General features: G+C 50.2%; 19 protein-coding genes and 3 pseudogenes. 16 read left to right on the forward strand and 6 right to left on the reverse strand.

The genetic code is table 11. The features are described from left to right. Positions 1-147: 147 nt before the first annotated feature. A complete protein-coding gene (locus tag HH216_RS24755) occupies positions 148-2,649 on the forward strand; it encodes a glycoside hydrolase family 2 TIM barrel-domain containing protein (protein ID WP_169553596.1) in 2,502 nt (833 codons plus the stop codon). A gap of 284 nt (positions 2,650-2,933) precedes the next feature. Then, the gene (locus tag HH216_RS24760) at positions 2,934-3,518 is read left to right on the forward strand and encodes an RNA polymerase sigma factor (protein WP_169553597.1); all 585 of its coding nucleotides are present in this window, start codon (positions 2,934-2,936) and stop codon (positions 3,516-3,518) included. A 328-nt stretch (positions 3,519-3,846) separates the two neighbouring features. Here HH216_RS24760 and HH216_RS24765 read toward each other — a convergent pair whose 3' ends face one another. From HH216_RS24765 to HH216_RS24780, 4 genes are all read right to left on the reverse strand, one after another. Beyond that, complete coding sequence (locus HH216_RS24765) at positions 3,847-4,224, reverse strand: VOC family protein (protein WP_169553598.1); 378 nt, start codon at positions 4,222-4,224, stop codon at positions 3,847-3,849. Positions 4,225-4,626: 402 nt separating this feature from the next. Next, a complete protein-coding gene (locus HH216_RS24770; protein WP_254448891.1) occupies positions 4,627-5,112 on the reverse strand; it encodes a DUF305 domain-containing protein in 486 nt (161 codons plus the stop codon). A gap of 392 nt (positions 5,113-5,504) precedes the next feature. Continuing rightward, a complete protein-coding gene (locus HH216_RS24775) occupies positions 5,505-5,711 on the reverse strand; it encodes a PH domain-containing protein (RefSeq protein WP_169553599.1) in 207 nt (68 codons plus the stop codon). Positions 5,712-5,965: 254 nt separating this feature from the next. Further along, positions 5,966-6,514 (reverse strand): RNA polymerase sigma factor, encoded by a 549-nt coding sequence (locus HH216_RS24780; protein ID WP_169553600.1) that lies wholly within the window; start codon positions 6,512-6,514, stop codon positions 5,966-5,968. A gap of 1,154 nt (positions 6,515-7,668) precedes the next feature. Here HH216_RS24780 and HH216_RS27000 point away from each other — a divergent pair. From HH216_RS27000 to HH216_RS26395, 4 genes are all read left to right on the forward strand, one after another. After that, positions 7,669-7,881 carry an IS3 family transposase gene (locus HH216_RS27000; protein WP_169553601.1) on the forward strand — a complete coding sequence of 71 codons (213 nt, stop codon included), beginning with the start codon at positions 7,669-7,671 and terminating at the stop codon, positions 7,879-7,881. A 315-nt stretch (positions 7,882-8,196) separates the two neighbouring features. Further along, on the forward strand, positions 8,197-8,352 hold the full coding sequence (locus HH216_RS27005) for an IS3 family transposase (RefSeq protein ID WP_408641813.1): 156 nt from the start codon (positions 8,197-8,199) through the stop codon (positions 8,350-8,352). Positions 8,353-8,841: 489 nt separating this feature from the next. Next, a complete protein-coding gene (locus HH216_RS26390; RefSeq protein WP_408641814.1) occupies positions 8,842-9,201 on the forward strand; it encodes an IS110 family transposase in 360 nt (119 codons plus the stop codon). Then, on the forward strand, positions 9,194-9,823 hold the full coding sequence (locus HH216_RS26395) for a transposase (protein WP_254448893.1): 630 nt from the start codon (positions 9,194-9,196) through the stop codon (positions 9,821-9,823). The genes HH216_RS26390 and HH216_RS26395 overlap by 8 nt, the downstream gene beginning before the upstream one ends. Before the next feature lie 1,831 nt (positions 9,824-11,654). Here the strand turns inward: HH216_RS26395 and HH216_RS24800 are convergent. Together HH216_RS24800 and HH216_RS24805 are read right to left on the reverse strand one after the other, a co-directional pair. Then, positions 11,655-11,783: pseudogene (locus tag HH216_RS24800) on the reverse strand (IS3 family transposase); the annotation flags it as partial. A 177-nt stretch (positions 11,784-11,960) separates the two neighbouring features. Continuing rightward, positions 11,961-13,353: pseudogene (locus HH216_RS24805) on the reverse strand (DUF389 domain-containing protein). Between the two features lie 102 nt (positions 13,354-13,455). Between HH216_RS24805 and HH216_RS26400 the strand changes: the two are divergent. The 10 genes and pseudogenes from HH216_RS26400 to HH216_RS24845 all read left to right on the forward strand — a co-directional run. Then, positions 13,456-13,974 (forward strand): annotated as a pseudogene (locus HH216_RS26400) (cation:proton antiporter domain-containing protein); the annotation flags it as partial. Positions 13,975-14,089: 115 nt separating this feature from the next. After that, the gene (locus HH216_RS26405; RefSeq protein ID WP_254448865.1) at positions 14,090-14,461 is read left to right on the forward strand and encodes a cation:proton antiporter domain-containing protein; all 372 of its coding nucleotides are present in this window, start codon (positions 14,090-14,092) and stop codon (positions 14,459-14,461) included. A 29-nt stretch (positions 14,462-14,490) separates the two neighbouring features. Next, positions 14,491-14,964: a helix-turn-helix domain-containing protein gene (locus HH216_RS26410; protein WP_254448866.1), complete on the forward strand. Its 474-nt coding sequence runs from the start codon at positions 14,491-14,493 to the stop codon at positions 14,962-14,964. A 19-nt stretch (positions 14,965-14,983) separates the two neighbouring features. Further along, complete coding sequence (locus HH216_RS26415; RefSeq protein ID WP_254448867.1) at positions 14,984-15,499, forward strand: IS630 family transposase; 516 nt, start codon at positions 14,984-14,986, stop codon at positions 15,497-15,499. After that, on the forward strand, positions 15,457-15,771 hold the full coding sequence (locus HH216_RS24820; protein WP_332871526.1) for a cation:proton antiporter domain-containing protein: 315 nt from the start codon (positions 15,457-15,459) through the stop codon (positions 15,769-15,771). The genes HH216_RS26415 and HH216_RS24820 overlap by 43 nt, the downstream gene beginning before the upstream one ends. A gap of 170 nt (positions 15,772-15,941) precedes the next feature. Beyond that, complete coding sequence (locus HH216_RS24825) at positions 15,942-16,853, forward strand: sensor histidine kinase (protein WP_169553603.1); 912 nt, start codon at positions 15,942-15,944, stop codon at positions 16,851-16,853. Further along, positions 16,850-17,923 carry a response regulator gene (locus HH216_RS24830; protein ID WP_169553604.1) on the forward strand — a complete coding sequence of 358 codons (1,074 nt, stop codon included), beginning with the start codon at positions 16,850-16,852 and terminating at the stop codon, positions 17,921-17,923. The genes HH216_RS24825 and HH216_RS24830 overlap by 4 nt, the downstream gene beginning before the upstream one ends. 307 nt (positions 17,924-18,230) lie before the next feature. Then, positions 18,231-19,247, forward strand: a complete 1,017-nt coding sequence (locus HH216_RS24835; protein WP_169553605.1) for a fatty acid desaturase — start codon at positions 18,231-18,233, stop codon at positions 19,245-19,247. Between the two features lie 335 nt (positions 19,248-19,582). Beyond that, complete coding sequence (locus HH216_RS24840) at positions 19,583-19,918, forward strand: hypothetical protein (protein WP_169553606.1); 336 nt, start codon at positions 19,583-19,585, stop codon at positions 19,916-19,918. Between the two features lie 224 nt (positions 19,919-20,142). Beyond that, a complete protein-coding gene (locus HH216_RS24845; protein WP_169553607.1) occupies positions 20,143-20,616 on the forward strand; it encodes a response regulator in 474 nt (157 codons plus the stop codon).

A 20,616-nucleotide genomic window follows, 5' to 3' on the forward strand; every position in this document is an offset into this window, starting at 1 on the left:
CCTTGCCGGGTTAGGCGGTGTGATAGGCTGCATGTCTGTTCAGTCAGTAACGGTTCTAAACCGGCGGGCCTATACGTCCGCCGGTTTACTATTGCTGTAGCCATTGCCTGGTCTGCACAGCGAATTTGGTTTAGTATGACGTATTTGATGAAACAGCTAGTACTGCTATTGGGGGTGATGGGTACGCTCACGGGCCGGGCGCAACAGGCTTCCCTGGTCTGGCCGTCAGCGGTCAATTCTACTGCCCGAACCCAGCTTTTTGATCAGGACTGGCGCTTTCTACGGGATAGTGTGCCGGGAGCGGAACAGCCTTCGTACCAAGATGATACCTGGCGACGGCTTACCCTGCCCCACGACTGGAGTATCGAGGACCTGCCCCCCCAACAGGCCGGCACCGTTGCGGGGCCGTTTGCCAGAAGCAGCGCTGGGGCTACCTCGACGGGGTACGCCGTGGGGGGAACCGGCTGGTATCGGAAGACCTTTACCTTACCGCCCGCCACAGGAGCCAAACGCGTTTCGGTTCGCTTCGATGGGGTATATCGCAACGCCGACGTCTGGCTGAACGGGCATCACCTGGGCTTTCACCCCTACGGCTACACGCCGTTTGTCTACGACCTGACGCCCTATCTGCGCCACCCTGGTCAGCCCAATAGCCTGGCGGTGCGGGTACGTAACGGGGGGCAGAACACGCGCTGGTATACCGGCTCGGGCATTTACCGGCACGTCTGGCTGACTATCGCCGAATCGATTCACGTGGCTCCCTGGGGCATTACCGTCACCACTCCGCAGGTGTCCGACAGCGCCGCGCAGGTGCAGGTTCGTACGGTAGTGGTGAACCAGGGCTCGATAGCCGCGCCAGTTACCGTTCAGGTATTGCTACAGACGGCGGACGGGCGAGTAGTGAACAGCACCCGAAAGACCGCGACTGTTGCCGCCGCAGGCCGGACCGACGTCACGCAGACCCTGACGCTGGCGCAACCCAAACGCTGGTCGGTCGAGACGCCGTACCGTTACCGGGCCGTCGTAACCATCCGGCAGGGCAGCCGAACCGTGGATAGCCTGTCGACACCGTTTGGTGTGCGTACGATTCATTTTAATGCACAAACCGGGTTTACCCTCAATGGCAAACGTGTATGGCTCAAAGGCGGCTGTGTTCACCACGATAATGGGCCGCTCGGTGCAGTGGCGCTGGATCGGGCCGAGGAACGCAAGGTCGAGCTGCTGAAAGCCAACGGATTCAACGCCGTTCGTTCCAGCCATAACCCACCGTCGCCCGCTTTCCTGGACGCCTGCGACCGGTTGGGGATGCTGGTGATTGACGAAGCCTTCGATATGTGGCAACGCCCCAAAAAACCGGACGATTACCACCTTGATTTCGACGCCTGGTGGGAGCGCGACCTGACGGCCATGATCGAGCGCGATAGAAACCACCCGGCTGTTATCCTGTGGAGTGTGGGCAACGAAATCAGCGAGCGCGCTGACTCGTCCGGGCTGGCTATTACCCGAAAACTGGTCGATGCGGTACACCGGCTTGATCCGACCCGACCAACGACGGAAGCTATTTGCCGCTTCTGGGAATATCCGGGTACGCCCTGGGAAGCATCGGCCAAGGCGTTTGCTCTGCTGGATATTGGGGGTTACAATTACGAATGGAAGCACTACGAATCCGATCATCGGCAGGCACCGAACCGCATTATGGTGGGTACCGAAACGTTCGCTAAAGAAGCCTATGAAAACTGGCAGCAGGTCGAAACGCATCCGTACGTGATTGGGGATTTCGTCTGGACGGCCCTGGATTACATGGGCGAAACGGCCATCGGCCATTCGCTGCTGCAACCCCGAACGGATAAAGATAGTCTGGCGGCCGTGCTGCCCTGGCCCTGGTTCAACGCCTTCTGTGGCGATCTGGATCTGATTGGCACCAAGAAGCCGCAGTCCTACTACCGCGATGTTGTGTGGCGTAACAGCCCGGTCGAGATGGCGGTTCACGTCCCCATTCCCGATGGCATGAAAGAAACGGTTACCAGCTGGGGCTGGCCCGATGAGCGACAAAGTTGGACCTGGTCCGGCCCGGATGGGTCCGGCCTGGACGGGTCCGGGTTTGGGGCCGCAGGTAAGCCACTTCAGGTACGGGTCTTTACCCGGAGCCAAAAGGTACGTTTGCTATTGAACGGTAAGCACGTCGGGGAACAGAGCCTGCCCGACAGCAGCATCGTGGTGGTGTTTACCGTTCCCTATCAGCCGGGTACGCTGGAAGCCATCAGCCTGAACGATGGCCAGGAGACAGGCCGTGTATCGCTCACAACGGCATCGTCTCCTCACCGTATCCGGCTCACCGCCGACCGGCCGACGTTGCGGGCCGATCAACAGGATCTGTCATTTCTGACCGCTGAGGTAGTCGATGCGCAGGGGCGGGTTGTGCCCGACGCGGCCCTGCCGTTAACGTTTCAGGTGAGTGGAGCGGGTAGTCTGGCGGCCGTGGGCAGCGGCAATCCAACGGACATGGCCAGCTTCCAGCAGCCAACGCGGACGACGTACCGGGGCCGGTGTCTGGCTGTAATTCGCGCTACCGCTACCAAAGGCAGCATTACGGTAAGGGCGTCGGCGGCCGGACTGGTTCCGGCGGAGGTAACGCTCAGCACACAGTAGGTGAATCGACTTTTAGGATTTTACAGCCTGCGCTTGCGTTGTTGCTTTGGCTAAGACATCAGGCTGTGAACCATACTAGGTTGCCGAAAAATGGAATCGCTTTCGGCAGCTTGGTAATACGTTGAGCGCCCGCCGATTTCTCGGCTTTCAAAAACGACGAAACACTAAGCACTTTCCTACAATGCAAACCTCAACGTTAGCGGATCGAGTCGTGACGCCTGTTTGGAGTACTCCAGCTACACGTTGCATAGAGTACGTTTGCTTTGGCTCAATTCAGTAGCAATATGGATGATCAGGCACTGTGGCAATTGCTTCGGACAGGTAGCGAGGAGGCCTACAGCGTCTTAGCCCAACGGTACTACGCTAAACTGGTTCATTACGGTCAAAAGTTTACGCCAAACCGACAACTCGTTGAAGATGCTCTTCAGGACCTGTTAATCCGGCTGTGGTTAGGCCGTCAGCGACTCAGCGATACACCTTCTGTCAAATTTTACCTGTTGAAAGCATTTCGACATCAATTGTTCAAAACCCTCAACAAATCGCTTCGCCATTCGGAAGTTGAAGAAGCAGATATGGCTGAGCTAATGGTATTTTCTGTTGAAGATCAATACATTGAACTGGAAAGTGACCTGCGATTTACTAGTGAATTAACGGAACGCCTAACTCATCTACCAACGCGGCAGCGGGAAGTGATCTACCTGCGGTTCTTTCAGGGTCTTACTATCGAGGAAATAGCTGATTTACTCGTGATACAGACTCAGTCTGTAAGCAATTTATTACAACGAGCACTGACAAATTTAAGATCAAGCTGGTTCATCACTACACCGGTAATACTGGCGTTAGCATATCGCCTTATCCCCCTTTTGTAAACGCAGATCAGGCAAAAAATAGAGCCCTGCCTCATTTTTTACCAATAGATCGGGTTAAAATTATGTACTACAAAGCGTCAAAGCGGGAACAGCTTTCGGTAGCTATTGCTTTTCAGTTGTGGGCAAGGTAAATCGTTCAGATACGGCCAATCAAGGTGGCCCTCCGATCCACCCGTTCGTTGTTCCCCATTCTATTCACGTGGTCGATTGATATGGTGTCAGACGGTTGCCATGCCGTTGCGAACCGCATCCAGCATTAACTTTGGTGGTGGCTGTTCGCTGTTCAGAGGAGCAGTTTCTCTTTAAACGCTCGGAGCGAGGTACAGAGCTAATTGATCTCTTCCCACAGTTCGATTTTGTTGCCTTCCGGGTCCAAAATATGCACAAATTTACCCTGCTCGTAGACGGTAATTTCATCTATCACCGCAACTCCGTCTCGCTTTAGCTGCTCTACCAACGACTCAAGCTGATCGACCTGATAATTGATCATAAACTCCTTGGGGGAGGGCGCAAAATAGCCAGTGTCTTTACCGAAGGTGGCCCAAACTGTTGTTCGTTCTTGACTCGGATTATTGGTATCACGCCACTTGAATAATGTACCATACTCCGCCACCGGCAGGCCCAGGTGATAAGCATACCACTGGTTGATCGCTTGGGGATCATCGCAGGTGAAAAAGATGCCGCCTAGTCCTATTACCTTTCCCATTTTGAGCCTATTTTGATTGATTTACCAATAGTAGACAGGCCAACACGTAATCTATTTACGTGGTTGTTCAAATGAGTATCTACACTGGCTATTACCAATGAAAATAGTAGGACGTTGACGGCAAAATGACAAGACATCCAGTAGTTGACGTACTGTAAGTAGTTATGTTGATAAACCCGGTTACAGTAGAACGAATTAAGAAGACACCATTTCTGCTACTTTAAAGTCGAAGGCCAAAGCCTCTCACAAATCGCTGATTTCACTCCGCTTTCTTGTTAGTGTTTATCCTACCTGAATGGCCCTGTTTACCAATCACGCTTCCTATCGATTCTTGACTAGCTACCAGGATAATATCGGCTTGCTGCCGGAATAAGCCAAACACCACCAATTGTCAATGCCAATTCACTTTGTTTCAAGTCTAGCTAGAATCCGTTTCATCTGAGCAATCTCCCGCTCCTGTGCGTCAATAATATTTTGGGCTAACTGCTTCACCTCGGGGTCTTTCAAGTTCGCTCGCTTGCTGACTAAAATGGCAATCGAATGGTGGGGAATCATCGAGTGCATGAATAATTTATCATCGATAAAGGTTTGATTACGAACGCCGACTAGGGCCGCCACAAACAGCCCTACGCTCCCAGTCACAATCAGCTGATTCAGCCGTACGTTTCGATACATACTCCGCATAAACCCCAGCATAATAAGGGACATACTGCTGATCATTAACGTGGTCATATATAGACGGTTAACGCTCAGGTAAAGATGATCCGCTTGTTCGGTGTTCAAGTACATTGTCAAGTGCATCACCACGAAGGAAACGCCTAACATCAAAAAAAACCTGGTGTAATTGCCTTTGGTCATCGGCGGCTGACGGGCGGGATTCGAATTCATGGAAAAGGTAGTTAGCAACCCGTTTGGGGGAGGGACTGGTAATCAATTGTAGCAAAAATAGCCTCTACTTTTATCGGATAACGAATCCGGCGATTCTATTGGCTGAGCCGGCGGAGCGTTTTCCAGAATAGTGTACGCTTGGCGACTAATTTTGTTACTCAGCGAAGGCGTGTTGGCAGGCTACTCCCCTTCGGCTGAGCTGTATCCTACCAAGCTTACCAGTGGTTAAGCCTTAACAACGGCGGAGTCCGCCAGTCGGGTGCGCATGAGATTGTCGGTAAAGTCTGTCTCGATCATACTGGCTCCGAAGAGGGCGGTTGCACGTTGTTTGTGGCCGAGTAACTAAGCGAGCCTCATGCGCTTAAGCCGCTCTTTGAGTCCTTATTGCCTGATCAGAGTAGCCTCAAAACCCGCTTCCGAATAGCCTCCTCTACCTGGTCCGCGATGCGATTATCGGTGGTTTGAACCGTTAGCAGGAAATCTGGGCTATCGGTATTCAGGTTCCAGCCATCGACCTGTTCGATGTCGTTGAGGGGCTGTGTAACGGCCGCCACATCATTACTAGTTTGGATGTTGGTCTTGAAGTTGAGTGTTTCCATAACAGGTCTACTTCATTTTCAATACAACAAAAAGAAACCGGAATTATCCCAGAAATAGCTATCTCAGGATTAGGACGGGATTATTTTTCATTAAAAAAACGCTCGCAAATTGGCCACAGCTTGAATCCGCCCACGATATCTGTTCGGAAAATAGACCCGAAACGAAAAACAAAGATAGGATAAACTATGTTTATAGTTTTTACATAGACAACTAGCTGTTTGTCAAATAGACATCTACAAAATAGTAGCTAACTTCATCGACTTAATGCGTAATCAGCTGCTAGCAGGGGACGTAGCATTCGTAGTGTCTGCCGTAGCGTGGTTTTAACCGTTCCTAGGGGTAGCGTCAATTGCCCGGCTATATCGCTCAGAGTCTGATCCTGCCAATAACGAAGCTCAAGCAGATGACGTTGACGACTGGTCAGTCGTTGATCAATGTAAAATCGTAACCCAATGTCCTCAACCGATGGCCACTGGGTGAATAACTCCGCCGTATTGGCTTCAGTCAGCTCAAGCTGGTCAAGCCTGTTCCGGTGACGCAATGTGTCGATAGCCGTGTTACGGGCCAGATTGAGTAACCAATTGTAGACTCCGCCTCGTTGGGGGTCATAGGAAGTCGCTTTTTGCCATACTTTCAGATACGTGTCATGCAAGGCATCTTCGGCCGCCATTGGCTCTTTGACAATCAGCGTAATCGAGTGCAGTAAGGCTCGGCGATACCGCCTGTACAAGTGACCAAAAGCCACCTGATCGCCTAGACTTATTTGCTTAATCAATTCCAATTCGCTCTTGTCTGCAAACATGGTCAGGGGCTGGTAACCGATTCGTAGCTAGTCACTACTTGCTCAAGTGGTGACGACTAAAAGGGATAATATGATTACCGTCGATATTGTTAGACGAGAAAGACAATTACCATGCCGCTCGAGTATGAAATCGACATTTGTCGACCCATGTTGCGTGAGTGGTGTCCTCCGATGCGTAGCTGCCTGCGGGTTGTAAGGCAAGCTTACGGGTCGGTGATTATGTCCGGCGGTGCTTTTTTCCCTTTCCAACCCCTTCCGATGGCGGATAACAAGATCTTACCTACGCTTTAGGCTGAGTGCCGACGAGTGAAAACAGATCGAGAGTTGCCCCGACCGGATCGGACTAAGCGTGCGCAAATACGTGCGCCGGGTGGCCCCCGCCAGACCGTGCAGGAGCGGTTACCAGCCACGCTACAGTAGACGCTGGTTGGTATGGTCAACAATTTCAATCAGCTGACGCAGTATGAGCACCATCGGTAAGTTATACGTGACTAAGCCGCTCATCTGCCTGATCGGCTTATTTATAGCCAGTGTATGATACAACGCTTTACGGATAGTCTCATCGTTTACATCAGCGATGGTAAGGAAAGCCTTATATCCGGTAGTTTGATCTGTTGTCTCTCTATTCGCAACAACTGACTCCAGTCTACCGTAGATGGATTGGTGTGGACTTGCTCCATTTGACTGGAGACGGTTTTTAGTCACATTTGGGGGCAAACCCGAAAGTACCCATGAAGAAAAGACGCATTTTCGATCAGGCATTCAAACTGTCCCACGCCAAAGGCCCTGTACAGGAGGCTGCCCGTGAACTCGGGATCGACTCGATCGCACCGGCGAACCGGTCGGATCACCAAATGGCGACAAATTCACAAAAGTCCTGGCCAGCTCGTTACTGCTACCAACGGGCTGAGTCAGGAACAGCAACTAATCAAACGACTGCAAAAGGAATTGAAAGACGCTGAACTTGAACGCGATATTTTAAAAAAGGCGGTCTGCATCTTTTTCAGGGGCGACCGCGCGGCGGACCGTGGGAAATCTTCCGATTTAAAGCGGAACATGCCAGCCAGTTTCCTGTTGAGAAGATGTGTAAGGTGCTGAAAGTGAGCAGTAGCGGTTATTACTACTGGCGTAAACACCCGGTCGGAGTCAGGCAGATGAAACAACGTCAGTTACTGGCTGACATCCGCCAGATACGTACTCAGAGTCAGGGCCGTTACGGTAGTCCATGCATTGCCGACGAACTGCGGGAACAGGGTGTAAAAGCATCGCGAAACCGGGTGGCCCTGCTGATGTGCCAAGCGGCTATTCACAGTATCATGTACAAGAAATACTGGGTTCAGGCCACAGACTCAAGGCATGATATTTAGTAGCTAAAAACCTGTTAAACAGAGAGTTTATGGCTGAAAGGCTTGGCCAGAAGTGGGTGTCTGACATCACGTATATCCCCACTGATGAAGGGTGGATGTACTTGACCACCGTACTTAACCTAGCGGACCGAAAAGTGATCGGCTAGGCACTGAGTGACGGCCTCAAAGCTATTGATACGAGTGTGGCAGCGTGGCGTATGGCTCTTAAAAAACAGAGCGATACAGGGACAGTTGCTATTCCATTCAGATCGGGGCGTACAATATGTCTGTACTGAATTCGAGAATCAGTTGAAGGGTCTACCCGTAGTGCAAAGCATGACGGGGCCACCCGCTGGTCGCAAGGGAAACTGCTGGGACAACGCGGTAGCGAAGAGTTTTTTCAAGACGTTTAAAAGTGAATTAGTGAACCATGTCGCATTCCAGACGCGGGCTGAAGCTCGATTGGCCACCTTCGAGTATATAGAAGGTTGACGGTCCGCCGCTCATATCTTTGACTTTCTTTGATATAGTTGGTAAAAGTGCAATTTTGAGTTAGTCTCTGACAGGGGTGAGCAGTAGCTCGGGTTCCGCCGTTGACACGTCTTTTTCACCTGATGATGTTGGGCCGCTGGTCAATCTGTTCACCGCCCGGCGGCCCGGCCCGTTTTTCCTTCAAACTTCAACAGTACCTAAGAGCGTAGTTTTGTCGCTATGACTCTGCATGCATGTGCCAAAGTGAGGAAAAGCCGTCAGTTGATTAGCCACTAACTTCCCTTTCCGACTACCATGAAATCAGCAACCATACCCCTTCGTTACTGTGTCGGTTTTGACATTAGCGGACGCCGCGCGGTAAAGATTCGATTCAGGTCTGTCTCTCTGTTATCGACACCGCTGGTAAGGTAACTATCAGAGGTACCACCGCACGGGCGGCCCCGCAAGGTTAGCAATAAGCTTTCCGCTTTTGCTGGTCTACAGACTTGGATTAGCAAGCATTATAAGCAGACTGACCTACCTATTCGGTGTGTAATGGAATCGACCGGCGTCTATCATGAGCAATTGGCTTGGTATCTATTCAACGCAGATGGAGCCATTAGTGTGATTTTACCTAACAAGGCCAAACACTATCTGAAAAGCCTGGGCCATAAGTCTAAAAACGATAAGATCGATGCTCAGGGTCTAGCGCGTATGGGCCTGGAGCAACAGTTGCCTTTATGGCAACCGCTATCGAAAAACATTTACTCACTTCGTTTACTGACTCGTCAGCATCAACGGTTGCAAGAATTAAAAAATCAATCGGACAACCGCCCGGGCGGCCCCACAAAAGCACTCCGTCATGCATAGCCAAGTCAGTGATGTGTTCATCATCAAACAGTTAGATAAGCTCATCGCCTTGTATGAGAAGCAAATGGTTGACATTGGCAAAGCGATCGAGAAGCTGTTACGGGATGATCAGGCACTCAAAGCAAGCGTTGATCGACTCTGTGCAGTAAAGGGATTGGGCTTGCTATCAGTAGCGACATTAGTAGCCGAGACTAACGGCTTTACCGGCTTTGATAACGTGCGTCAGGTAGTCAGCTTTGCCGCCGGGCCGCCGGGCGGCTATGATGTGGTGGAAAACCAATCCGGCCAGCGGGTAGGTAAGACGCGCATCTCGAAAAAGGGTAACAGCCGAATAAGGCGTATTCTTTACATGCCCGCTTTAAACGCGGTTCGGTTTGGCGAACCAAGCTGTGCTGCTCTCTACGAACGCATTTATGAGCGCAGCCACATTAAGATGAAGGCTTACGTAGCAGTCCAGAAGAAGTTACTGACTTTATGCTTTTCGCTTTGGAAAAGTGGTACTCTCTATCAACCCAATCATTCGCCCATGATGAGCAAAAACGAATTTCCCGTTAAAAAAGTAGGCCCGACTAGCGGGCCTACACAGGATCAATCTGCCTTGGCAGAGTTGTCCTTTGGTTAATTCAAAGATATTGAAAAAATACTAACCCAAAAGTTGTGTCTCACGACAGTACCAGCGGTATAATCGCCGACGGCGGCATTCAAGCCTGAATTACCGGATCCCAGCCCAACAGGAATCTTATTTTTACACCGCTCCAATGGCTGCTTGAGAAAAGCTCCATTTTACTGTTGCAAGTCCAATATAATCATAAGTGATAACAGGTCATCTGCTAACGCCTATGTGTAAATGCAATAAGCAGTTCTGCGGACGGGGCTTAGTCAACCGATTGTCTGAATATGGCATAAAATTGGTTAGCCTTGTCTAGTAGGCGCATAGTAGAGGAACGTTTATAATTCAGCTAGTGACAGCAAAGCCCCTGTTCGATGGATGGGGGCTTTCTTTTTGGTAATAAGTTACCCTATTACCCTTTACCTCACTAAGTACGATCAGTTAAAACGGATTGATTTCCAGCATGTTCCACTGTTGATTAGGTATATTTTTAAGTGAGAATGCGCGAGAGTGTCACCTGCCTAGGTGGCATTTTCTTTGTAGTGACGTAAGTGGGTTATATGCTAATAGACGCCCCGCCGGTTGGTGGGGCTTTCTTTTGTGACCTCAAAGAAATTCATACGTTTGTATATAAATACTAATTTACTCAACGGCAACCTGCTTCTCTACCACATAAAAAAGCCTGGCTCCGATGGGGCAAGGCTTTTTGCTTCTATCCACACCATACACACCCGAGGGCGTGTTTAGTACAACGAAGGTAATTACATGACCTAATTGACGTTTCGGTTTGTAAACGAATCACTCGAATGGGAATACACCTACCGGCTACACAACAAAAAAGCCCCGACTGGTAATGGCAGGGGCTTTTTTGTGTGCGAACTATACAGTTACACCACTGGTTGTTATCCTTGAGAAAAAAAGTTTGGTAATCCAGCAAAGCCGTATGTCATGTACGGCTTTCTTATGGACGTAGCTTTATCAACAACCATGCCTGACCAAAAAAAGGCCACCCACAACGCAGGCAGCCTTTCGCAATCATCACTTTTTCTGTACAAAGCTGGCGGTGTAACCATGCCCCCATATTCATTGTTGTAGGATTGCATATAATCTACTAGTAGTAAAAAAGGCACTCCGCATTGCAGGGTGCCTTTTTGGTTAAGTGTTCATTTGTTCAACCGTATCTATAACTTACCTAGCTTCGCTTTGTTAAGCAATGCGTTTGACGGGCCGTGGCCTGCCGGTTGCCCAAAGCGTAGGTGACGCCGGGCGGGTATGATACGTCATACGGTCGGTTATTTACAAGTTAGGGTGAGTATATAGAAGCCCTGCCCGGCGTTGGGCGGGGCTTCCTTATGCGCTGATAGTGACAATTATTGTCGTTTTGTTATCAGCATACTTCTACCTGAACAAGAGGATAACTGATTGATAAACAGTGATACAAATTCTACATTTGCTCCCCGCATAAGAGCTTAAGATTACATTTTTTAGCATAAAAAAGCTCCGACGGGTGAAGGGTCGAGGGCTAGGCTTGATTAAACCAGATGCGTTCGTGAATCGTCATGCAAGCGTACTGCACGCTGTAGAGCATGAACAGGTTGGGCGGTTGATGATGAAATGACCAGGTAGCGGCTTGATTCATAAAGGTTTGGGTTTTACTCTAAATATACAATCATGCCTACATATGTCTATCTATCAGTTCGATCTGGTTTGTAGATTGCCTGTAATTGTGGATGAATGGGGGTTAATTCATGTGCATGAGCCAGCTACTAGCGAAGCCGGGGGTAAACGGTAATACTTGAAAGCAAGCTTTGTCGTAGTAAGGTACCCCCAAATTCTGGACCGCTCAACGATTGAGGATCGAACGTTCATTTGTTCTCTTTTTCCCTCCCATTCCAACCTCATCCGGTGTTAACCCACCAAACGAGCTGTAAGGTCGGAATGCATTATATTCTTGTCGCCAACATTCGATTTTTTCCTGGGGTTTTCTTAGTAATGGGACAAAGAATTACTCTAAGCGTTTTTGGCCTGTAGCCGGTACCCATTAGGCGTAGAAATATGGTACATTGAAAAACGGTATAAGTTTTAGCTACTACTTAAAAGAGCAAATTCTATCGTTTCCGTCACCTTTCAGAGCTGTACCGAAAAACGTTCATTCGACGAGTAGCTTTACTTTTTTGCTTTTCGTACGGCTCTGTAACCAACGCTCAATCCTACGTTTCTCCACAGCCGTGTGCCTGCGGGAAAACCGGGCATATACCAACATCACGGTATCGGGTTGGTTACCGGTAGCGCTGATCACCAGTGACCGGGCGGCTGTAAACGTTCGTACATCTGGCATGATAATTTTAAGCTCATTCCGCAAGTCGGCTACGGGCAATCGCGACGTTTGAGTAAGATCGATGTACCGGCGTAGCGAGTCAATAGTATGATCCTTACGGGCAATGGTTTGTTGACTGTATTGAATAACCTGATCGGCCAAGGTTGCTTTTAATTCGTTAACGTCGATATCTGTGTCTTTGAAGTTTCCCTGTTTAACAACCAGATTGGTACCCTCAAGGCCATAGGCGGTCAATTTGGTACGTAGCAGATTAATCGAATCCTTCGGCAAGGGTTCACCTATCAGCGATAGGTCCAACGTACTCTGATACCGATTGAACCGGGCTGTATAATTAATCACCTGTCGATACTGGAAATTACATTCAGTCGTGATAAAACGTTTGGCCGACTGTTCGAAAATCGTTTTGCGGACAATTTGATACCCCAAATAGCTACTCGGTACAACCACAATCAGTACCGCCAGCCAGATGGTGTTCCGTACCCGCCGTTCCACCTCGAGTGAGGGATATTCTTTCTGATGAAAATTTAAAAAGCGAACGATCAGTACAGTGGCCAGACTGATACAGATGCTATTGATCAGAAACAGATAAAAGGCTCCGGCAAAATAATACAGGTTACCGCTCGATAGACCGTATCCGGCGCTACAGAGCGGCGGCATAAGCGCCGTGGCAATGGCAACTCCTGGAATAACGTTGGTCACTTTGTCCCGACGGGAGCCCGCAACAATACCGGCCAAACCACCAAAAAAAGCGATAAACGCGTCCCAAACGGTGGGCGATGCGGGCCAGTATCTCAGATTGTGCCAAGTGTAGGGGACTAATGAAAAAGTAGAGCGTTGACGTAAGTAAGCTGATGAATACCGCAATACTTAAGTTCTTCAACGATCGCTGAATCATAGTCAAGTCGTTGATTCCAATGCCCAGACCTATACCCATGATGGGGCCCATTAATGGCGAAATGAGCATGGCTCCGATAACAACCGCCGTTGAATTAACATTGAGCCCGATGGAAGCAATAAAAATGGCAAAGATGAGTGTCCATAAATTAATACCCCGGAAGTCGATCCCCCGGCTAATGGCCTGAATAATACCGGCTTCGTCGGCTTTATCTTCTTCTAAACTGAAGCGCTCACGAATCATCTGGCTAAAACGAGCAAGCGTATCCAGGCGATTCGGTTGTGGAATTTTAGGATCGTTAGCGGTCATACTCAAAGCCGGTTAAAAGATTGTACGTATAAATGAGGCTGATTAAAACGAGCAATTTAAACGGGAAATTAATGTACTCTTGTGCACTTCTTCTTTCCTGGTATGAATGTATTTACGCTGATTACCCTACTCATCGTCGTCACAGCTGTCTTGGCTTATCTCAACACGCGCTGGCTAAAGCTGCCCGATGCGATTGGGATCATGGTACTCTCGTTATTGTTCTCGGTGCTGCTCATCAGCCTCAATGCGCTACTGCCCACTACCTTGTCCTTAGTGCGACAGACGATGACCACGATTGACTTTGGGAAGGTGCTATTCGACATGATGCTCAGCATCTTGTTGTTTGCCGGCGCGTTTCATACCGACGCGGCTCAACTGCGTGTGGAACGCCGATCGGTGATGCTATTCGCTTTGGTGGGCGTTCTGTTGAGTACGGCCCTGATCGGGACGGGCCTTTACGGGCTCACCAGCGGGATTGGTTATTCGCTGTCCTATCCGCTTTGTCTGCTGTTTGGGGCTCTCATCTCACCCACTGATCCAATCGCCGTACTAGGTATTCTGGCCAAGTTCAAGTTACCTGAAAATGTCAAGCTCAACATTGTTGGTGAATCGTTGTTCAATGACGGAGTCGGCGTGGTGGTCTTTGCCACCCTCTACCGGCTGGTCCAAGACGGAGCGGGTAACCTGAGTCTGGGCGGAATTAGGGCTCACCTTTCTGGAAGAAGCTGGCGGTGGGGTGCTCTACGGACTAGCCTTAGGCTACGGGCTATATCGCCTGTTACGCTCCATCAACCATTATCAAACGGAAGTCCTGCTCACGATAGCGGGGGTGATGGGTGGGTATCTACTCGCGCAGAAACTCCATATTTCGGGACCGCTGGCCATGGTCGTGGCGGGTCTGTTTGTGGGTGATCACGCCCGGGAACATGCCATGAGTCGCCAGACGGAAGACTACATCGACAAATTCTGGGAATTGCTCGATAGCATGTTAAATGCGCTCTTGTTTGTGCTGATGGGGTTGGAAGTGCTGGTGATTGATGTGGGAAGCACACCCTGGAGTCTGTACGTACTGGTCATTCTGCTGGTTGTGTTATTGATGGGTGAGTAAGTCTGTTAATATTTGTGCTTTGGTTCGTTATGGCTACTTACAAACAAGCAGATTATGAAGCCCTGCGCCATCGCTGTGTCGAACTTAAGCAAACCGGATGGAAGCAGGCCGATATCGCCCGGGCATTTGGTCTGACACCTGCCTGGGTCAGTCAGACGCTCAAAACCTTTCGTCAACAGGGGGAGACCGGCTTAATAACCGGCAAACGGACCGGGGCACCACCCCGGCTGACAATAGAGCAACTCGATGAGTTAACCGCCGAGTTGACTAAAGGCGCGGAACACCACGGCTTTTCAGGCCAAGTCTGGACTCGATTACGCATCAACCAGGTTATTAACAAACTCTTTGGTGTTAGCTATGATCCGTCTCAGATCGGACGGCTACTCAAAAAAGTGGGTTGGAGCCGACAAAAACCGGCCCGGCAAGCCCGCCAGCAAGATCCGCAGGCCGTGGCCAACTGGCAAGCCGAGCGACTACCCGCGCTCAAAAAAAGCGCAAACTGAGCGAAGAACAATCCTGTATGTGGACGAGTCAGCCTGCTATTTGTTGCCTTTTGTGGCCCACAGTTGGGCTCCCCGTGGCCAAACACCGCTGCTGTTAGAACAAGCGGGACGGGCCCACTTAAGCCTAATTGCGGCTGTCTCTCCAACGGGTCGATTGTATCTGGCGGGTCAAGATCAACCCTTTACTAGTGAGGATATAACATGGTTTCTAGGCAAACTCTGCTGGCAGTATCGCCGTCAAAACATGCTGGTGATCTGGGATGGGGCGGCTATCCATCGATCACAAACCGTTCGGAACTGGCTGCAAAGCCGACCAGGGCGGGTTCATCTGGAGCGTTTACCCGCCTACAGTCCCATGCTCAACCCAGTAGAGTTGGTCTGGAGCCAATTAAAGCGGTCGCTAAAGAATCGGGTCTTCACGAGCTTAGAATCGCTTCAGGCTGCGGTGATGGACCAAATTGATTTTTTACAGGCCGACCGAAGGCGAATTCAATGTTTCTTCCGCAAGAAAGAAGTTGCCTTCTTCACAGACTAATTCACGGAGCTATAGCACGTTATTTCGCCATTCTTATTCCCTTTGTGCTAGCTCGTCGATGGCTGGATCTCGATGATAAAGCGCCCCTAATGCTAACCTGGGGTGGCTTGCGGGGCGGATTGTCGATTGCCATGGCTTTATCCATCGACAGTAGTGTAGTCCATAAAGAATTCATTGTCACCATTACCTATGTGGTAGTACTGTTTTCAGTGATTGGCCAGGGCTTAACCTTAAATCGAGTCATTCGCCGGCTTTATCCGGAAAGCCAATAGCATTCTAGTCGCCGATTAACGGTGTGACACAGTGCTTAACCTTTAGCGACCGTTTGGGCAGCCTTGGATTAACTACGCCGGGCAATTATGTAGCCAGTAAACCGCCTGTTCTTCGTGGTTTATCTGAATGATGCGTTTCTTACAAAGGGTTCGTTTATTTAACCAAACCGATGGAAAACCCGCCCACTCAACAACCGTATGAGAACGACCCTGTCAACCGTCACCTGATTCGGCTTGAACAGATGAATCAGGAATTAATCCAGCAGATCACCAACTGCCGGCAGGAACTTGACCAGGCGCAATCGGCCCTTGGTGAAGCGCGGATCGTGTTAGCTCAGCGGTATCGACTGGAAGTGGAACAGGATCGGTTGCTGACGCAGGAACGCGGATTGAATGAATTGAAATCGAACTTCATTACGCTGGCATCCCACGAATTTCGCACGCCGATGATGACGATTCTATCGTCTGCTTCCCTCATTGGTCGCTATAGTGGTTCGGAAGAGGGCGATGAGCGGGAGCGTCATGTGCAACGGATCAAAGCGGCCGTAAACAGTTTAACAACCATGCTCAATGATTTTCTAGCAATCAGTCAGATTGATCAATACGTTCCAGACAGCAGCACCCAGTCGCTGGACGTAACCGCACTGTGCCGGGAAGTGATTATGGCGGTACAAACTACGGCCAAACCTCAACAGCGCTTTCATTATCAGCCGCAGACAGGACCACTGCAGCTACAACTGGACCGTCAGCTTCTCGAACGCATTCTGGTCAATTTATTGACCAATGCCAGTAAGTATTCCCCTGACGATACGGATATTCAGTTGACCAGCACGATCTGGAACAGGCGGGTTCTTTTTACTGTAGCCGACCAGGGAATCGGAATTCCCGATTCGGATAAAGACAGGCTGTTTACCCATTTTTTTCGTTCCCGTAATGCTAATCACATGCAGGGTGTGGGCCTAGGGCTATACCTGGCGAAACGCTATGCTGAACTGCTGGGGGGCTCCATTACTTTCACGAGTAAGCTGGAACAGGGAACTACCTTTACGGTCGAGTTGCCATTACTAACCGGACGGGCATGAAGACGATTCTGGTCATTGAAGACAAGAAGGAAGTTCGCGAAAACATCGCGGAGATGCTGAAACTGGCCCGGTATGAGGTCGTTCAGGCCAGTGACGGCCGGCAGGGCGTTGCTCTTGCCCGTTCAACCGACCCCGATCTGATTCTGTGCGATATCATGATGCCTGAACTGGATGGCTACGGTGTTCTGCATATTCTGTCTAAGGACCCTAATACGGCCCGAACACCCTTTATTTTTCTAACGGCAAAAGTTGATCAGCATCAGATCCGCAGCGGCATGAACCTGGGGGCGGACGACTACCTGACCAAACCCATCGACGATATTGACCTGCTGGCGGCCGTTGAACTTCGGCTCAAAAAAGCCGGACAAATGCAGCAACACGTCGATCAGCCTGGACTGACCGGGTTTCTGAACGCGTTGCGTCAGGTACAGGCATGCCCTTATTCGACCTTTCGCTACGCCAAAAAACAGGTACTCTACGCGGAGGGCGACACGCCGGCGAATTTGTACTATATCCGGAGCGGGCAGGTCAAGCATACCAAAACGGATGCTTCGGCCAATGTGTTTATTACGGCACTGGCTGGTAAGGGTGATTTTGTGGGTTTGCCCGACCTGTTGCAGGACACCCCCTACACGGAATCTGCCGAGGTACTGCATGACGCGGAGATCTGTTTAATCCCCCAGGCTGAACTGCTGACGTTATTAACCAGTCACGCTGATATTGGTGCTTACTTCATGCGCCTGCTGGCGAGCGAGGTAAAGCAGCGCAATGAGCGCCTGCTCAAACTAGCCTACCAGCCCGTTCGCAAACGGGTAGTGGAGGCCTTACTACTCGTTTACCGAAAATTCTATTCTCTTCCAGACGACCCGATAAACACGCCACTCGAGCAGGACATCAGTTCGACTCCATTCATGACATTGTCGCGGGAGAACTGGGCGCAACTGGTGGGTGCGTCGATGGAAACGGTTATCCGGGTACTGAGTGATTTGCGTGCCGAAGGGATGATTAAACTGTCAGGTAACCAGATTACCTTACTGGACATCGACCGGCTACTCCGGCTCAAACATTGATGGGTTGATATGCGTCAGCAGCGAGGTTGACATTGGTCAGCCGGCTAGTTGACGTGTATCGTGGCCACTGGGCTTGCAGTCATAGGATGCAGCCGGCATACAACCGAACTTTGGGCTGTATTTATCCGATGGCAACGGGTATAGGCATGGCTGTTATGGCCTGAAACGAGCTTACCGGTGTTGCAAACGGGTGTGGTCTGCCCCGCTCGGGCGGTTAGTTGGGTCGTCTGATGGTCCGAACGACTACAGCACATTTCTTGTCCGCCTGTCCGACGTTTGCCCGAAATCTGTTTAATCCGCTCAACGAATGGCTTTTATTGACAACGTGCTCCAGCAACCCACGTATGGTTGGAGCGACAAAGCTGGTAACTTAATTATTCCCACTAAAAAGCAGCTCTTCACCGAAGCGTTTTCCCGCGTTAACATCCTGAGAACCCGAAAGAACTGGATATCGGCCATTAGCTGGCTGATGGCCACCTGCATGGTTCCTTTCCTGTTAGTGTTTACGTTCAGGTATTTTTCGCTGCCCTTGCTGGGGCTGCTCGTGCTTTATAGTATGGTCATTATGAGCACCCAGGCCACCATCTGGTTTCATCGATACAGTACGCACAGAGCGTATACCTTCAGCCACCCGATCTGGCGATTCGTTACGCAGAACCTGGTTCTACGTACTTTCCCGGAAGAAATTTACGTGGTTTCGCACCATGTTCACCACGCCAAATCGGATCAGCCGGGCGACCCCTATAATGCCCAAGCGGGTTTGCTGTACTGTATGCTGTCGGACGTAAACCATCAGAGCATTACCAAAGATTTATCGGAAGCTGACTACACGAAGGCCGCCGGTTTTTTACGTCATACCGGTGTGTGGATCAACTCCTATAAAGCCTACCAGAAGTGGGGCTCCATTGCGTCTCCGGTATATACCGTCGGCTTGTGGGTACTGAACTGGTCGTTCTGGTACACGGTCTTTTTTCTGATTGGTGGTCATGGCCTGGCCTGCGCCTTATTTAGCGGGGCCTTTTTCTGGTTCGTTCTGGTGCGGGCTTTTAACTACACCGGGCACGGGAAAGGGCAGCAAAAACACGTCGACGGCGTAGACTTTGACCGGCGAAACCTGTCGCTGAATCAGATCAGGCCCGGTCTTTTTTCGGGCGAGTGGCACAACAACCATCATCTGTATCCAAGCAGTGCCCGGGCCGGCTTTCTGCGGTTTCAGCTTGATCTGGCCTGGCTCTACATTCTGGGTCTGTATAAGCTGGGCGCAGTAGCTTCCTACCGGGATAGCAAAAAAGAGTTTCTTCAGAAGTATGTGTTCACCAGGTAAATCACCCGCTTTAGCGTTATAGGCAACGGACGGGCCGATAGCCTGTTTATAGTATGTTTCCGTTGTACACTCAAACGTATTCTGACTGTCCCTTAATTGGCCTGCCTCGTGCGAGGATACCGTCGGGGCCAATGACGTAGTACCATTACCGTTCGGCAATACGTGAAGAAATCATCATAATACGTCGTTCAGTATACAATACCTGGCAACAAGACGCTGAAGCGGTTGGGCCTTTACGTCGACGACTGTCGCCGAGTATAGTTTCTGCGCCGGCTGAGTCGCTACCCTAAATCAATCAGTCATGATTCTATACACACCATTAACGACGAGAACCGATGGGTCAAACCAACGATGAATTAACCGATTCAGAGTATATCAGGAAGGTAAATGCGCGTTTTCGTCAATTATTTCCTGACACGCAGACAGCTCCTGAAGCAGATGAAGACAACCATCCGAAAAAGTATCTGTCGACCAAAGAACGGTCGTGCTGGGATCCGCTTCAGGAAACCTCACCAGAGTTAGAGACGTTTACGGAGCCCCATTCTTACCTGATAAACCCGAACGTATCCTGCCAGCAATTCAACCACTTACTGCATCAGTATAAACGGGCCGTTTTCGAAGTATATCAACGTCAGATTGCCGCTGATGATGGCGCGACTAATTCCGTGTAGTTTCGGTACTTCAGCCGCAGCTTGCCGAGCAGAATAATTGACGATTCGACGGGTAGAAAAGCCGTGTTGAGTGTCCCTATAATCTTTCGTCAACTAATGGTCGTTGTGCAGCCCAGAAACGACGTAAGTCTGTCGAATAGATACCTGATTACTATCTTTCAACGGGTATACTTCCAAGGTCGTAGAAAGATTTGTCAATACGCCCGTCCGAAACCGACCAGCTCATGGATGATTTCAACCCGCCACCGGCCACAAATCGGCGAACTATTCAGAGGACTAGAATTCTTTTGATCGACGACAATCCCGATCAGTGCGATATAATTCAGACTGTGCTGCACGATTGTATGCCAGAAGTAGATTTGTCGATCGCTTCCACCGGAGAATCAGCGTTTAACCAGCTTCGCCACTGTCTGGATGCTAAGCAGGTCTTGCCCCGGTTGATTTTGCTGGATTTGTATCTTCCGCTCGCCGAAGATGGATTCCGCATTATTGAACAAGCAAAAAGCAGCGATTCTCCTTACCGCCTGGTTCCCATCACCCTGTTGTCCCAGTCAGTCAGGCAGCCAGATGTTCAGCGAGGCTATGATCTGGGTGCCAACTCCTACATTGCCAAACCTACCAGTTATGCTCAGTGGCTACTCTACATGGAGTCGTTGCGGGACTACTGGTGGCATACGGTTACCCCGCCCCCAGGCTAA

The sequence above is a fragment of the Spirosoma rhododendri genome, from assembly GCF_012849055.1.
Lineage (GTDB): Bacteria > Bacteroidota > Bacteroidia > Cytophagales > Spirosomataceae > Spirosoma > Spirosoma rhododendri.

Bases quoted from the DNA above. Each gene is read 5' to 3' on its own strand.
- HH216_RS24755 (WP_169553596.1), top strand. From the start codon at position 148: ATGAAACAGCTAGTACTGCTATTGGGGGTGATGGGTACGCTCACGGGC.
- HH216_RS24760 (WP_169553597.1), top strand. From the start codon at position 2,934: ATGGATGATCAGGCACTGTGGCAATTGCTTCGGACAGGTAGCGAGGAG.
- HH216_RS24765 (WP_169553598.1), bottom strand. From the start codon at position 4,224: ATGGGAAAGGTAATAGGACTAGGCGGCATCTTTTTCACCTGCGATGAT.
- HH216_RS24770 (WP_254448891.1), bottom strand. From the start codon at position 5,112: ATGAATTCGAATCCCGCCCGTCAGCCGCCGATGACCAAAGGCAATTAC.
- HH216_RS24775 (WP_169553599.1), bottom strand. From the start codon at position 5,711: ATGGAAACACTCAACTTCAAGACCAACATCCAAACTAGTAATGATGTG.
- HH216_RS24780 (WP_169553600.1), bottom strand. From the start codon at position 6,514: ATGTTTGCAGACAAGAGCGAATTGGAATTGATTAAGCAAATAAGTCTA.
- HH216_RS27000 (WP_169553601.1), top strand. From the start codon at position 7,669: ATGAAACAACGTCAGTTACTGGCTGACATCCGCCAGATACGTACTCAG.
- HH216_RS27005 (WP_408641813.1), top strand. From the start codon at position 8,197: ATGACGGGGCCACCCGCTGGTCGCAAGGGAAACTGCTGGGACAACGCG.
- HH216_RS26395 (WP_254448893.1), top strand. From the start codon at position 9,194: ATGCATAGCCAAGTCAGTGATGTGTTCATCATCAAACAGTTAGATAAG.
- HH216_RS26410 (WP_254448866.1), top strand. From the start codon at position 14,491: ATGGCTACTTACAAACAAGCAGATTATGAAGCCCTGCGCCATCGCTGT.
- HH216_RS24820 (WP_332871526.1), top strand. From the start codon at position 15,457: ATGTTTCTTCCGCAAGAAAGAAGTTGCCTTCTTCACAGACTAATTCAC.
- HH216_RS24825 (WP_169553603.1), top strand. From the start codon at position 15,942: ATGGAAAACCCGCCCACTCAACAACCGTATGAGAACGACCCTGTCAAC.
- HH216_RS24830 (WP_169553604.1), top strand. From the start codon at position 16,850: ATGAAGACGATTCTGGTCATTGAAGACAAGAAGGAAGTTCGCGAAAAC.
- HH216_RS24835 (WP_169553605.1), top strand. From the start codon at position 18,231: ATGGCTTTTATTGACAACGTGCTCCAGCAACCCACGTATGGTTGGAGC.
- HH216_RS24840 (WP_169553606.1), top strand. From the start codon at position 19,583: ATGGGTCAAACCAACGATGAATTAACCGATTCAGAGTATATCAGGAAG.
- HH216_RS24845 (WP_169553607.1), top strand. From the start codon at position 20,143: ATGGATGATTTCAACCCGCCACCGGCCACAAATCGGCGAACTATTCAG.